This is a genomic window from Telluribacter sp., from assembly GCF_035998675.1.
Taxonomy (GTDB): Bacteria; Bacteroidota; Bacteroidia; order Cytophagales; family Spirosomataceae; genus Telluribacter.
In genome coordinates this window covers 181,263-195,587 of record NZ_DASYHI010000023.1, presented here as the reverse complement: position 1 = coordinate 195,587, position 14,325 = coordinate 181,263, and the positions used below count along the sequence as shown (strand labels likewise).

Here is a 14,325-nt window from a genome sequence, read left to right as displayed (position 1 = left end):
GGTTTAATGGTACCCTGCAGCAGCCACGGTTTGGACCTGTAGATCACCATCCTCAGTAGGGCTACTAATATTTGTTGTGAGTTTTATTGATATGTTCGGGGGAAAGTAATAATCCAAAGTAGTCACTGAGCAAATCAGAGTAATCTGCAAGTACCTTTTCATCCCGCAGGCCCGCCAGAAATTCGTCAAATTCAGCAGGAGAAAGCTCGTTTCGAATAAGCTTCTCAATAAGGTATGTTGTTCGCGGGCTACCCATGCCAATAGAATTAAGTAATCTATGTACCCCTATGATACGTTACTTACCAGACAATGGACTATCAGCCAGCAATTTATTTGGGCTTTCAGGGTAAATCTTTTTGAGGAAACGGCACCCGGACGCCTGCGTAGGCTTCCGGGTGGATAAATGCTGGATTTGTAGCACCTGAAACAGCTATAATTAAGGAAAGAAAAACTGGTCTGCCCGGGTTTTAGGCCACCAACATGATTACGCAGACCGCCAGCGAAGCAAAATCAACATTTTCGCGCAGGATCTGCTTTGCCTTCACCAGTTGATTCTTCACCGTGTTTTTTGAGATTTTAAGGAATTCAGCAATTTCCTGGTACGACTTTCCCTCTTCTACGTTGAGGCGAAGAATAATCTTTCGCTTGACCGAAAGCGATTCTACCGCCGCCTGAAGTACCCTGAATCTGCTTTCGGCTTCCTCTTTGTCTTCCTCCCGCGCCATTTCCATGTTTTCGAGGTACTGCTTTTTAAGCTTTTGACTTTTCTCAATTCGTTTGAGCTGGTCAAAAGCCAGGTTACGCAGGCAGGTAAATAAATAGGAGGTGAAGTTAAGCTCGGGCTTTATGTGTCCCCGTTTTTCCCAGATTTTCATAAACACCTCCTGCACCATACTCTCGGCCTCTTCCTCATCCTTTAATAGCGAGTAGCAGAATTTGAGAGCCGGCCTCCGGTAAAAGTTATACAACTCAGCAAAAGCAGATTCATCACCTTCCATTATTTTACGGAGTGCAATTTCGTTTGGGTAGTCCACGGTAGTATTGTTTTATGGGCAAGTATAAAGCGTCCTGATTACGTGGTAATGACGGGAAGATTAATTTTGTATTAACTTAATTAAAAAAAAGTTAAGAAAAATACAATTCAATTTTCTCGTAAACGTCTCTACTAATCCTTACAGGAAAACTAGATTATGGCTTTTTTACAGTTTTATGGAAAATGTCCGGAATGATAAGGTTAAGGGTTTTCTATGGCAGAAACCGGCTTTACTTTATCGGGACAGATGATTTACAGTTATAAATGTACAGAATCAGGATAGCTTTTCTGTCGCAAAATGCGAAAATAAGTCTTCAATTTGCGTAAGTCTTAAAATTCGTAATTTTTGTATGAGCCCGAGTAGCCCTGATGAACAGGTACCGAGTATACTTATCAGCAGGTTGAGTTTACTCCTTCCGGCTCCTTTATGTGTCCGCCTGGCCTTATACGTAGAGTACCTGGGCAGTAGAACCCGGCAGTTGGCCTTCTTATTGATTCACCAAAAAAGCACTTCAATAGTTTACCAGAACCATGGATCAGGAATCAATCTATTCAATACTTGAAAAAATAAAATCCGTGCGAATTGCTGTCTACGGAGATTTCTGTCTGGATGCCTACTGGATCATGGATAAACCGGGCACCGAAATTTCCATCGAAACGGGGCTGCCGGTCTATTCGGTGGCCCGGCATTACTATTCACCGGGTGGCGCGGCCAACGTGGTGGCCAACCTGTCGGCCCTGCAACCGGCGGGTATTAAGGTCATCGGCGTGGTGGGGGACGATTTGTACGGCCGTGAATTAACCGCTCAACTCCAGACTTTAGGAGCGGATACTTCTTCCTTTATTGTCCAGGAGGAAAACGTCAGTACTTATACCTATTTAAAAAGGTACGTAGAGGGTCGGGAAGAGCCGCGGATTGATTTCGGTATTTCCAATAAACGCTCCGAGGAAACCGACCAGCTGCTTCTGCACGCCCTGGAGTTGGCGCTCAGGGAGTACGATGCGGTTATTTTTAACCAGCAGGTGGTAGGTAGTATTACCAATGAAAAATTTATTGAAGAGGCCAATTGCCTTTTTGAAAAGTATGATGACAAGATTGTCATGCTGGATTCCCGGCATTATAACGAGCGTTTCCGGAATACCTACCGTAAAGCCAATGATAAAGAGATAGCCAGTCTGTGTGGGGTAGAGGTAGAGGTGGCCCCTTCCGTGGCGGTGCCTATGAAAGAGGTGAAAAGGTACGGGCAGAAAATCCATACCTTTTCGGGTAAGCCGGTGTTTGTGACCTGTGGTAGCCGGGGCATCATTGCTTTTGATAAAGAGGGCTCCCACGAAGTACCCGGCCTGCAACTTACTTCCGTACTCGATACCGTCGGGGCTGGCGATACGGTCATCAGCGCGGTTACGCTTTGTCTGGCGGCTGGGGTTTCACCCGCTGCGGCGGCGCAGTTTGCCAATTTTGCCGCCGCCGTTACGGTGCAGAAGCTGTTTATTACCGGCACCGCCTCGGGCGAGGAAATCCTGGCAATTAGCCAAAACCCCAACTATGTGTACCAGCCCGACCTGGCCGATAACCCGCGTAGCGCTGAGTACCTGCCCGAAACCGAAACAGAATTGTGTGATCCGACGGTACTTGAAAAAATGGGGGACATCCGGTACGCCGTCTTTGACCACGATGGTACCATCAGTACCTTAAGGCAGGGCTGGGAGGAGATAATGGAAACCGTGATGATGAAGTCTATCCTGGGCGAACAATATACCACTATCGATCAGGCCAGCTATACTCACGTGCTGGAGCAGGTCAGGGAGTTTATTCATAAAACCACCGGTATTCAAACCATTTATCAGATGGAGGGACTGGTCAATATGGTACACGAGGCAGGCTTTGTGCCCGAAGAGAAGGTACTTGATAAATTCCGGTACAAGGAACTTTACAATGAGGCCCTGATGGAAATGGTAAGTCAGCGATTGGCCAAACTTCAGGCCGGTGAGCTCGAGCCGGAAGACTTTACCATGAAAGGTGCAGTACCTTTCCTGAAAGAGCTGAAACAGCGCGGGGTAACCCTATACCTGGCCAGTGGTACCGATGTAGAAGACGTTATCAACGAAGCCCGAGCCCTGGGCTACGCTGAGTTGTTCGCTGGAGGTATTTACGGTGCCCTAAAGGAATATACCAAGTTTTCGAAGAGGATGATAATTGAGCGCATTATCCGGGACAATGGACTCAAAGGAAATGAATTGGCTGCCTTTGGCGACGGCCCCGATGAAATTCGGGAAGCGCGCCGGTATGGCGGTATCGCCGTGGGTATCACCAGCAATGAAATACGTCGGCATGGCCATAACCACGAGAAACGTCCCCGCCTCGTGCGGGCCGGAGCCCAACTACTCATCCCGGACTTTTCACAACCTGCCCAACTCTTATCCCTTTTATTTAAGGAAAAGGTTGGTTCTGCTTCACTTCAGACCCTATGAAAAAAACTGTTTTTCTTCTCGCCTTCTATTATTTTTCTTCCGTTTTGGCATTCGGACAATCTCCCGCGGCTCCCCATGTAGTCCGTCAAATGCTGCTATTCCCCGTTCAGGAGCAGCATGTACACGGTAGCAGTATTGTCAGCCTGCCGAACGGAGACTTTCTGGTGGCCTGGTTTCAGGGGAGCGGAGAGCGAACGGCCGATGATGTAAAAATAATGGGGGCCCGGCTCCGCAAGGGCGAAAGCCAATGGAGTGCGCCTTTCCTGATGGCCGATACACCCCACCTTCCTGATTGTAATCCGGTCTTGTTTTTAAATGGTCAGGGAAAGCTTTTTCTGGTATGGATTGCCGTGCAGGCCAACCGCTGGGAACATTCTATTTTACGGTTTAGAACATCCCTTGATTTTACGAAAGCAGGCCCTCCGGTATGGAACTGGCAGGATAACATCCTGCTTAAACCCGACGATAGTTTTGCCCGGGAAACCGAGACCAAGTTCAAACAACTACCCCAAAATCCGGCGGGTTGGTCGGAGTACGCGCCCCGGTACGACAACATGATTATTGAAGCCAGTAAAGATGTGAGAAAGCGGAGCATTGGCTGGATGACCCGGATTAAACCTCAACTCTATCCCAATGGACGAATTGTGCTGCCGCTCTATTCGGACGGGTATAATATGTCAATGATGGCAATTTCGGAAGACGACGGTACTACCTGGCGTCCCAGCCTGCCGGTAGTGGGTAGGGGGCCGATTCAGCCGGCCCTGGCCCGAAAGAAAGACGGTACTCTGGTGGCTTACATGCGCGATAGTGGCGACTACCCTACCCGGGTGCAGGTAAGTGAATCGCGGGACCAGGGCGAGAGCTGGACGGCGGCCCAAAAAACGGACATTCCCAATACGGCCAGTGTGGAGCTACTGGTACTTCGCGATGGTACCTGGGCGTTTCTGGGCAATGATATTGACGATGGCCGCTACCGGCTGAGCCTCTTCTTCTCAAATGACGAAGGAAAAACCTGGAAGTGGAAAATACCCGTGGAAAGTGTAGCGCCCGATAAAGGCGGGTTTTCCTATCCGTCCCTCATTCAGACCGCCGACGGGTTATTGCATCTTACCTACTCCTTCCACCCCGGCAGCAAGGAAAAATCTATTAAGTACGTGGTGGTCGACCCTAAAAAAATTACCAGTTAGCGAAGCGGGTAGTAGTCGTTTTCAATTTTGGAGGAGTACTTATTACAGGTATTCCTGCTAATGGCTCGTTTTGTGGCCATTGCTTCGCCTTAAATTTGTCCTAAACCCTTGATATTTTTTATTTATGCAACATTTCAAGTACCTGGCTATATTGATTGCCTGCTTTGGGGGTTTTTCCTGCAGTAAAAAGGTCAGCACGCTTCCGGTTCACCAGGACAAACCTTTTATTCAGGATTATAGCGTAAAGTATTATTTCAACCAGCCCAACGTTTCCCTTTTACGGGCGGGCAGCGACCGCAACGGGGTCGTGAAAGTCCTGTCTTCGGCTGGCCTGCTGCATCCCGCCGGAGGGCAGTTTCTCTCTCCGGGTCTCCTTATTCCCGACAATACGTACCGTTTCCTAAAGGACAAAAAAATCAAAGGCATTGGTGTGTATGACCAGCAATATGTGTACCTGGACGATAAAGCCATATTGAGCAATGCCTGGGGTGGTAGTTTGTATTCCAAACATACAGTACCTGCCGCCCGCCTGTTGGCCGGTGGAAAAGATTTTTCGTTCCTGGTTTCGGATGGTAGCTCGCTGCAATTGATAAAAGACTCTAATTTACTCTGGAAGGGAGGGCTTACCGACGACGAGGTACTTACTATAAAGTTTCAGGAGGAAGCCAATCAATTTTGGGTACTTGGGAAAAAGGGTCTATACCGTTTTACCCCAGCTACTTTTAATTTAACCAAAGCTTTGGCCGGTACCAATTTTACGGATTTTGACGTGGCAGCACGGGGCAATAAAATCATTGTTGGTACCCGGGATGGCTACCTGGAGTTTGATGCCGCGGGTCAGCAACAGGTAGGGGAAATCCGGAAAAAACTACCCTGGACCGAAATAACCACTGTAAAGGAAATAGACGGGAAATGGTGGTTTGGTTCAACCCAGGGGGCTTTTGCCCTGCGTCCCGACGGCAAGATTGACTACTACTACGGGGAAAGATGGCTGCCCGGCAATCTGGTAACGGACATTGCGCCGGGCCCTGAAAATTCGGTTTTGGTCCTGACAAATGCTGGCTTAGGCGAAATCCACTTCAAGCCCATGACTCTGCATGAGAAAGCAGTTTACTTTGAAGATCAGGTACGCAAACGACACATCCGTAATGGCTTCAATGCTTCCCTGAGGGGAATGCAAAAAGGCAATCCGGATACCGGTTTTCTGGAAGATTCGGATAATGATGGTTTATGGACTTCGATGTACCTGGGAGGGGAAATTTTCCGGTACGCAGTAACCCGGGAGCCGGAGGCACTGCAGAACTGCCGGGAGTCATTGGATGGCATGGAACGCTTATATACCATTAATCCGGTGCCGGGTTTTCCGTCGCGCTCCTTTGAGCGCAGCGGGTATATCAATCAGCTTTCGGACCCGGAACGCTGGCAGCACGCCCAGGACCCCGAATGGGACTGGAAAGCCACCACCAGCAGCGACGAGGCCATCGGTCATATTTTTGCCTTTGGGGCCATGGCCGAACTGGTCGATGACCCGGAATTGAAAAGAAGGGCCATCAGCCTGATTGATACCCTGATGGGGCATATCGTAAAAAATGATTTTTACCTGATTGACTACGATGGTAAGCCCACGCTTTGGGGCAAGTGGCATCCTGACTATGTCAACGCGTTCCCTACTACGGTGGGAGACCGAAAGCTTAATTCGTCCAATATCATAGGGATGTTGCAAACGGCTTACCATTTCACCGGCAAAGAGATATATAAGCAAATGGCCTTTGAGCTGATGCAGAAACACGGCTACCTGGAAAACCTGATGAGACCGATGCAGGAAATTGGCCGTGCTTCCGACCAGGCCGATGAAAAAAGTAAAGTACTTTCTGATGGCTGGAACCACTCGGATGATGAAATGTACTATGTCGGTTACTGGGGCTTGTATCGTTATGCCTTCAATGACAGCCTGAAAGCTATGTACAAAACAGCAATTTTGGACCATTGGGAAGCCGAGCGGCCCGAAAAGGAGGGGCTTTGGAATATTTTTACGGCCATAACCGGGACACCAAACTTTGATTTGTCAGAGGCCGTATGGTACTTACAGGAACACCCGCTCGACCTGGTAGACTGGTCCATCAAAAACAGCCACCGAAAGGATATTGAAAAAATGGAGCCAAATTTCAGGAATCAGACTACCCGGGAAGTACTTCCACCCGACGAGCGGCCAATCCAGCGACACAATGGTAATATGTTTAACCTTGACCGTGATCGGGGAAATGGTACCTCCGAGCACAGTGCCGGGGATATCTGGCTGTTGCCTTATTGGATGGGGAGGTACCTGGGCGTAATCAGTGCGCCTACAACTAAGTAACAAGGAATTGTTCAAATGGGCGAATTGCCTACACCAAACTTATAACGGGGGTACCTTAGAAACTGCTTTGTGGAAGGACTCAAAGTGGTGACTAAGGGCCTTCCAGTTTTGCTCCTGAATCAATGTTTTATCAAAAAGCTGGCTGCCGATACCATAGCCGTCGGCACCGGCCTGTCTGAAGAGGTGGATATTTTCCAGGCCCACTCCGCCCGTTGGTAGTAGCTTTATGTTGGGGAGGGGCGCTTTTACATCTTTGATATAGGACGGTCCCAGGGCGGTAGCCGGAAAAATTTTCACCATAGCGGCCCCCAACGACCAGGCTTTGTAAATTTCGGTGGGCGTGTAGGCACCGGGAAAAACAGGTACTCCTTCTTTTACACAAGTCTTAATTACCTGCTTGTTGAGGATAGGAGTAACAATAAACTGGGCACCCGCATCCAGGGCCCGATCCAGATCCTCAATAGTACAAACTGTACCGGCCCCTACGTTCAGCTCAGTCGGAAAATGCTCCCGGGCGTACCGGATCATGTCTTTCGCTCCTGCCGAGTTCATCGTTATTTCCAGGGTAGTCAGCCCGGCCCGCAGGTACAGTGGAATAACCTGTTGCAGCACCGGCATGGGTACATGGCGTAGTATGCCTACCAGCGGAGCCTTTGAAAAAAGCGGCCAGGAAAAGGAAGTGGAAGGGAGGGGAGTGGGTGTCACGGGCAGTGTCAGGCGTGGAGAACCAGCACAAAGTACTGGTTCTCCACGCGAATTAATTAGTGGGAAGTTGGACAATTGAAATCCAGAAATCTTCGATGTTCCGGATTATCTTAATAAATTTATCCAGATCTACGGGTTTGCTGATGAAGCAGTTAGCCTGGTTTTCGTAGGATTCTTTAATGTCTTTTTCGGAGGAAGAAGTAGTCAGGATAATCACCGGGATTTTCCGAAGCCGGTCGTTGTTCTTGATAAAGCCCAGTACTTCCTTGCCATTCATGCGGGGCAGGTTCATATCCAGCAGGATCAGGTCCGGTAGTTCAGCCTCGGTATTCGAAAGTAGTTCCACGGCTTCCACCCCATCGCGGGCAATGGCAATCGTGTTTCTGATTCTCCCTTCCGAGAGTGCTTCTTTGGTCAGGACTATATCACCTTCATTATCTTCAACTAGTAATATGCGGATGGGCTTTTGAAAAAATGACATGTTAGTTCTATGGTGAATATTGGAACCAAAGTACTAAAAAATAGTAATCAGTACCAATACCGGTCAAAACTATGGGAGGTAGCTGCCTCTGTTTTATTTTTGAACCGTGAAATAGAAGGTACTTCCTTTTCCCGCTTCGGATTCAACCCAGATTCTCCCCCCGGTTTTGTCCATAATTTTTTTACAAATAGCCAGTCCAATACCGGTACCCGTATAGTCTTTGTTGAGGTGGAGGCGTTGGAACAGGATGAAAATTTTATCATGGTAACGTTTGTCAATGCCAATACCGTTATCCGACACCGCAATGACCCAATCGTCCTTTTCCTCCGTGACCGAAATGGTAATGCGGGGTAGGTCTTCGCTGCGGTACTTGAAAGCATTGCTGACCAGGTTTTGAATAACCTGCACCATATACAATCTAACGCTTCTTACAACCGGCAGCGGATGGAGGTGAATCTCCGCTTCGTGCTGCTCTATCTGCGGCTGGAAGTTATGAATAACCTCCTGGACCACCTGGTTTAGGTCTACCTCTTCCTGCCGGCCCATGTTGGTATTCAGGCGGGAGTATTCGAGCAGGTCAGTGATGAGTTTTTTCATCCGGCCGGCCCCTTCCACGGCAAAGTTAATGTACTCCTGCCCGGTTGCGTCCAGCTGATTGGCATACTTGCGCTGGAGCAACTGCAGAAAGCTGGTTATCATGCGCAGGGGCTCCTGTAAGTCGTGGGAGGTAACATTCGCGAACTGTTCCAGTTCCTTGTTGGAAGCCACGAGCTGGGCGGCCCGTCGGGCCAGCTTTTCATTGAGTTCTTTAAGCCTTGACTGGTGGTAACTGCGTTGGGTAATATCCTGCATAGCGCCAATCATCCGGTACGGCTTTCCGTCCTGGTCATGGAGAACCAGCCCTCTGTCAACTACGTAGGCGTAGTTCCCGTCGGCCTTTTGGTACCGGTACTCTTCTATCCAGTTTTTTTCGCCGCTTTGGATGGCTGAGTTTATGCTTTCAATGACCCGGTCGCGGTCGTCCGGATGCAGGTGACCATGCCAGGACCGTATGTGGTTCTCTTCATTTTCGATACCATACCCGAACAGTTCCTTATATCCATCCCCAAACAATAAATTGTCAGTGGTAAGGTCCCAATCCCAAACTGCGTCAAATGTGGCTTTTATGGCGTATTTGTACCGCTCATTGCTCACCGAAAGCGCTTCTCTAATGGTTGCTTTTTCGGTAATATCGTTACAGACCACCAGCAGGCACCGCTTGCCGTTGAACTCAATGGTATGGCCCGTAACTTCAACCGATATGATTTCCCGATTTTTTTTGATGTGCCTCCATTCTCCAAATTGAACGATAGAATCATTCTCTACGGTAGCAAGTTTTTCAATGAGTTTTCCGACATCTTCTTTGGGGCGAAGGTCTTTGACGGTCATGGTCAAAAACTCTTCGCGCGAATACCCGTAATGTGAAATAGCCGCATTATTTACATCCTGGATCTGTAAAGTTTCCAGTTCATAAATCCATTTGGGAAGCGGGCTGGAATAGAAAATGCTCTTATATTTGTTTTCCGAATCCAGGAGGGCTTTTTCAATATTTTTGATTTCGGTTATGTCCTGAATGGTACCTTCCACTTTTAGTAATTCACCGTTTTCTCCCAGAAGCAAAGTACCTCTTCCCTGTACTACTTTTTCAATTCCATTTTTCAGGGTAATCCGATGTTCAATATTGATGGGCAGTCGCTGCTCAATACATTGTCTAATTTCCTGGAAAATATTTTCGCGATCGTCCGGATGAATGACGGAAGTATACAGTTCAATGTTGTCAGATAAGGTACTTTGGTCGAAGCCAAACAGGCTGTATACCTGGTCGGACCAGTATAGCTTCCTGGTAGTAAAACTATATTCCCAATAGCCCAGCTGGGCTATTTCCTGGGCGGTTTCCAGCCGTTGGTTGGCCTCCGTAAATTTTAACTCTGACAATTTCTGAGCGCTGGCATCCCGACCAATGGCGTACAGGCGCCGGTCTTTTTCATCCCAAACTGCCGACCATACCATCGATACCACCGAGCCGTCTTTACGGAGCACACGATTTTCAAAATTGGTTTGGGGGGCTCCGGTCAGGAAATCAGCTCTCGCCCGTTCTGATTGGTTATGGTCTTCGGGGTGAACAAAGTCCATGGTGTGCCGCCCGATTAACTCGCCGGGAGCATAGCCCCAGATGGTCTCAGCGGCTTTACTCACCTCAAGAAAAGCGCCATGTTCATCAACGGTACATATTACATCCAGAGAAAAGTCCATTACCTTGCTCAGGTCACTTACCGCTTTTTCCAGTTTTTGACGACTGCCTTCGCCGTCATTTACCAGGTTCCTGAGCTGTACATCCTGCTCCTTAATCCTGGAAATATCCAGCATCATGGTACTATTGGTTTCTTCCCCAAACTGGTTTCGGAACATAACCGAAGAGAAGAGGCAGGGAATAAGCCGACCGTCTTTGGTCCGCACGGTTAATTCACCGGACACCCTACCGTTTTCTGACCGTTCCCTCACCAAAGGACGCAACTGTTCATCGTCCTCCACCACGATACCCTGCCGGCCCAGCTTTCGGAATTCTTCGGTGGTATAACCAAATAGTTCGCTGGCTCTGTTGTTTGCCTCCAGAATTGAACCATCGGGCTGCCCCAGGAAGAAGGCGATGAGGGAATTCTCAACAATAGACCGGTACTTTTCTTCGCTGGCCCTGGTGACAAACTCCGATATTTTCTGGCCGGTCACATCCTGAAAAGTACCAAAGAGCTTTATCGTTTTATTGTGTATCCGGATGGGCTTGCAGGTAGCCCTTATCCACAAAGGAGTACCGGAAGTAGTTTTGCTTTCCAGCTCAAGACTAAAAGTTTCTCCTTTTTCAATGGCGTTCTGAATGGCAAGCCGAAGGTGTTCGCCCGCCGGTGGGTTGAAGCGCTCAAGCAGTACTTCTTCGTTAATGGGGGAATGGGTCGGTACTTGAAAAATGGTGTAAACTTCCTCGGTCCAGGTTACTTCCCGGGTTAAAATGTCCATTTCCCAGCCCCCTACCCCGGCGGCTTCCTGGGTCTGCAGCAGTAGGTCTTTGTAACGTTTATTCTCGGTGATGTCCCGCACGGAGGTAATCTTAAAGCAACTGCCGTCGGGTTGTTCCAGCAACTCGGCGCTAACGTAAACGTCGATAATGGTACCGTCTTTGCGCTGTACTTTCCATTCCCCCGGAAACTCCTGGCCCACCCGGAAAAATTCATCGTGGGCCAGCTGCGCCCACACCCGGTTTTCGGCTGGAACCACCAGGGTGAAACTTTGTCCTGTGAGTTCCTCTTTCTGGTACCCATACAAGCGGGCGTACTGGTCGTTGACCGATACAAATCGTCCGTCTTTGTCGGTGATACAAATACCGATGGAGGTAGCGTTGAAAACCGAGTCCAGCATTCTTTCTGACGAATACAGCTCCTGCTGGACCCGCCTGGATTCGGTACTGTCCATCATCCCAATGGAAATTACTTTAACTTCCCCTTCCTCATCAATAACCGGGGAGAAATTCACTATGAACCAGTATTCATTGCCTTTGGTATCCAGCAGCTTACGCTCCACCGCAACTATTTCACCCTTACTGACCGTAGCGAAGTCCCGAATAAAGAGTTCGAGCAGCTGAGGCTCCAGCAGGTCAATGACCGACTCACCCACCTTTATTTTCCGGTTCCGGAGCCGACGGAAAGTTTCCTCGGAAGTAGCGTTAAAAGCAATGATTTTGTAGGTGGTATCAACCAGGATGAATGACTGCAGGGTGTTCTTAAGCAGCGCGTTGAGGTTGGCCTGGTTGCCTTTTAGGAGTAGCTCCTTGCGCTCCAGTTCTTCGTTCGCGGCTTTTAGTTCGGTATAGGCAACCTGTATTTCTTCATTGGTAGACTGCAGCTCCTCGTTGGTAGTTTCCAGCTCTTCGTTGGACGACTGCAATTCTTCGTTCGTAGACTGGAGTTCCTCGTTTAACGACTGCAGCTCTTCGTTGGTAGTTTCAATTTCCTCGATGTACGTCTGCAGGTGCTCTTTGGTGGCCAGCAATTCCTGTTCTAGCTCAATCAGTCGGTAGTTTTCACCGTTCTGCTCGGGTATCTCTACCCCCTGCATCAATAGTTCCTGGAGGTCGAGCCGCTCAAATATAACCACAAAAAGCTCATTGGTAGCCTCCGTAAAAAGCAGCGGTTTAACCACTACCCGTACGTAGTGGGTTTGGCCAAAAAGGTCAAACTTCCGGATGTTGCTCTTCAAAGCCAGCCGGTTACGGATGGCCTGCGTAATTACTGACCGCAACTCTATCTGCAGCTCCTTGTTGACTAGCTTAAGAATATTGGCATTCATGGTACCCGCCGAAAGCGACAGGTACAACCGAACGTCGCCTTGTACTTCCTGAATATCGAAGGAATCGTTAATGACAACGTAAGGATGCTCATAGGTATTGAAGAGCGTTTCCTTGACCAGCTCAGCAATAGAACGTTCATTGGACGCTTTTTTTACGGCCGATTGTGGAAGCGGGTTAATCTGGGCCTTTAAAGCCGAAAACTTGATGGCGTTGAGGCTTCCGCCGCGCTTCCGCTGAAAAAGTTTGTTCTTGCCATCAACGGTCGAAAAAAGGTCTGAAAAGTGCCCCACCGTCTCCGATTTTCCCAGAAACAGGTACCCCTCGGGATTGAGGGCGTAGTGGAAGAGCGGAATTACCTGCTTTTGCAAATTTGGACCGAAGTAAATAAGCAAATTGCGGCAGCTGATCAGGTCCAGCTTCAGAAAAGGAGGATTATTCGTAACGTCATGCCGGGAAAACAGCACCATGGAACGGACTGATTTGAGTAGTTCGCAGGAGTCCCCATTCCTGATAAAGTACGTATTTAGTATTTCGTCCGGCAGGTTTTGTACCGCAGAGTCGGGATAGATACCCCGACGGGCAAAAGAAATAGCACGGTCATCAATGTCGGTGGCAAATATCTGCACCGACTGTTTCTTATTCATTTCCTCAATCAGAGAGCAGAGCAAAAGGGCAATTGAATAGGGTTCTTCGCCGGTAGCGCAACCGGGGCACCATATTCGTAGTATTTCCCCGTCGGGCTTTGCCGCCAGAACCTCTTTAAAGCACTTACGAAGCGTGTCAAAAGCCTCTATATCCCGAAAGAAAGTAGTTACCCCGATCAAGATGGCGTTGAAGAGTTCGTCCAGTTCCCGGGGGTGCTGCTCGAGGTAAGCCAGGTACAGGTCCACGGAAGGAATAGACAGTACGGCCAGTCGCTTTTCGAGTCTGCGGCAAATGGTGGAAGGTTTATAGTCAGAAAAATCGGTACCGCTGCGCTTTAACAACAGCTTGAATATTTTTTCCAGGCTGGGGCTTTCGGCATTTTCATTCTGGACCGCCAACTTTGATTGCCCCGGATGGAAAATATGGTCTTTTATTTCTTCCCCCATTTTATCCGGAGAAAGTACTACATCAACGACCCCCGCTTCAATGGCGGCCAGTGGCATTCCGTTGTACTTGGCGGTTTGGGGTTCCTGTGCCATGATAAATCCCCCGTTGGCCCGAATCGCCTTTACCCCCGCCGCACCGTCGGTACCCGTTCCCGACAGAATAATACCAATGGCTTTGTCTTTAAATCCTTCCGCCATAGACTTAAACAAGATATCTACGGAAGGCTTGGGACCAGTAGGAGAATGAGGTTTGACCAGCGAAAATTTAGTATTGACAATGGTAATTTCGGAGTCGGGGGGAGTGATATAAATGCAATCCTTCTGAATTTGGGCATTATGTTTTGCTTCGGAAACGCTGAGTTTTGTCTGCTTGCTAAGTAGCTGGACCAGCATACTTTTATGGGTGGGGCTCAGGTGCTGCGCAATTATTATAGCCACGTCAGCCAGGTCCGACGGAAAATGGAATAGAAAGTCCTGTAAAGCTTCCAAACCGCCGGCCGAAGCGCCTACCCCGATCAGGTACAAAGGGGTTTCAGTAGAGGTAGTTGAGGGCTGGGGCCGGTTTTTTTTGTTTTCTTTTGTGGAAGAAGGCTGTTGGGCAGGCATAGTACTCACCGGTCAA

At 48.8% G+C, this 14,325-nt stretch carries 7 protein-coding genes; 3 read left to right on the top strand and 4 right to left on the bottom strand.

What is annotated here, in order from left to right; genetic code table 11:
- Positions 1–467 precede the first annotated feature (467 nt).
- Positions 468–1,034 (bottom strand): RNA polymerase sigma-70 factor, encoded by a 567-nt coding sequence (locus VGN67_RS21620; RefSeq protein ID WP_327489053.1) that lies wholly within the window; start codon positions 1,032–1,034, stop codon positions 468–470.
- Positions 1,035–1,564: 530 nt separating this feature from the next.
- Here VGN67_RS21620 and VGN67_RS21615 point away from each other — a divergent pair.
- The 3 genes from VGN67_RS21615 to VGN67_RS21605 all read left to right on the top strand — a co-directional run bounded on the left by VGN67_RS21615 (position 1,565) and on the right by VGN67_RS21605 (position 7,048).
- Positions 1,565–3,505 carry a PfkB family carbohydrate kinase gene (locus VGN67_RS21615; RefSeq protein WP_327489051.1) on the top strand — a complete coding sequence of 647 codons (1,941 nt, stop codon included), beginning with the start codon at positions 1,565–1,567 and terminating at the stop codon, positions 3,503–3,505.
- On the top strand, positions 3,502–4,692 hold the full coding sequence (locus tag VGN67_RS21610; RefSeq protein ID WP_327489049.1) for a sialidase family protein: 1,191 nt from the start codon (positions 3,502–3,504) through the stop codon (positions 4,690–4,692). Before VGN67_RS21615 ends, VGN67_RS21610 begins: the two co-directional genes overlap by 4 nt.
- Positions 4,693–4,816: 124 nt before the next feature.
- Positions 4,817–7,048 carry a hypothetical protein gene (locus VGN67_RS21605; RefSeq protein ID WP_327489047.1) on the top strand — a complete coding sequence of 744 codons (2,232 nt, stop codon included), beginning with the start codon at positions 4,817–4,819 and terminating at the stop codon, positions 7,046–7,048.
- A gap of 39 nt (positions 7,049–7,087) precedes the next feature.
- On the opposite strand, the gene VGN67_RS21600 is transcribed toward VGN67_RS21605, so the two are convergent.
- The 3 genes from VGN67_RS21600 to VGN67_RS21590 form a co-directional block, all read right to left on the bottom strand.
- The gene (locus tag VGN67_RS21600) at positions 7,088–7,753 is read right to left on the bottom strand and encodes a bifunctional 4-hydroxy-2-oxoglutarate aldolase/2-dehydro-3-deoxy-phosphogluconate aldolase (protein WP_327489045.1); all 666 of its coding nucleotides are present in this window, start codon (positions 7,751–7,753) and stop codon (positions 7,088–7,090) included.
- A 52-nt stretch (positions 7,754–7,805) separates the two neighbouring features.
- Positions 7,806–8,234, bottom strand: coding sequence for a response regulator (locus VGN67_RS21595; protein ID WP_327489043.1), 429 nt, complete (start codon positions 8,232–8,234; stop codon positions 7,806–7,808).
- Between the two features lie 93 nt (positions 8,235–8,327).
- Positions 8,328–14,309, bottom strand: a complete 5,982-nt coding sequence (locus VGN67_RS21590; RefSeq protein WP_327489041.1) for a PAS domain S-box protein — start codon at positions 14,307–14,309, stop codon at positions 8,328–8,330.
- Positions 14,310–14,325: the final 16 nt, after the last annotated feature.

Coding starts and splice junctions, on each gene's coding strand:
- VGN67_RS21615 (WP_327489051.1), top strand. CDS start 1,565: ATGGATCAGGAATCAATCTATTCAATACTTGAAAAAATAAAATCCGTG.
- VGN67_RS21610 (WP_327489049.1), top strand. CDS start 3,502: ATGAAAAAAACTGTTTTTCTTCTCGCCTTCTATTATTTTTCTTCCGTT.
- VGN67_RS21605 (WP_327489047.1), top strand. CDS start 4,817: ATGCAACATTTCAAGTACCTGGCTATATTGATTGCCTGCTTTGGGGGT.
- VGN67_RS21595 (WP_327489043.1), bottom strand. CDS start 8,234: ATGTCATTTTTTCAAAAGCCCATCCGCATATTACTAGTTGAAGATAAT.
- VGN67_RS21590 (WP_327489041.1), bottom strand. CDS start 14,309: ATGCCTGCCCAACAGCCTTCTTCCACAAAAGAAAACAAAAAAAACCGG.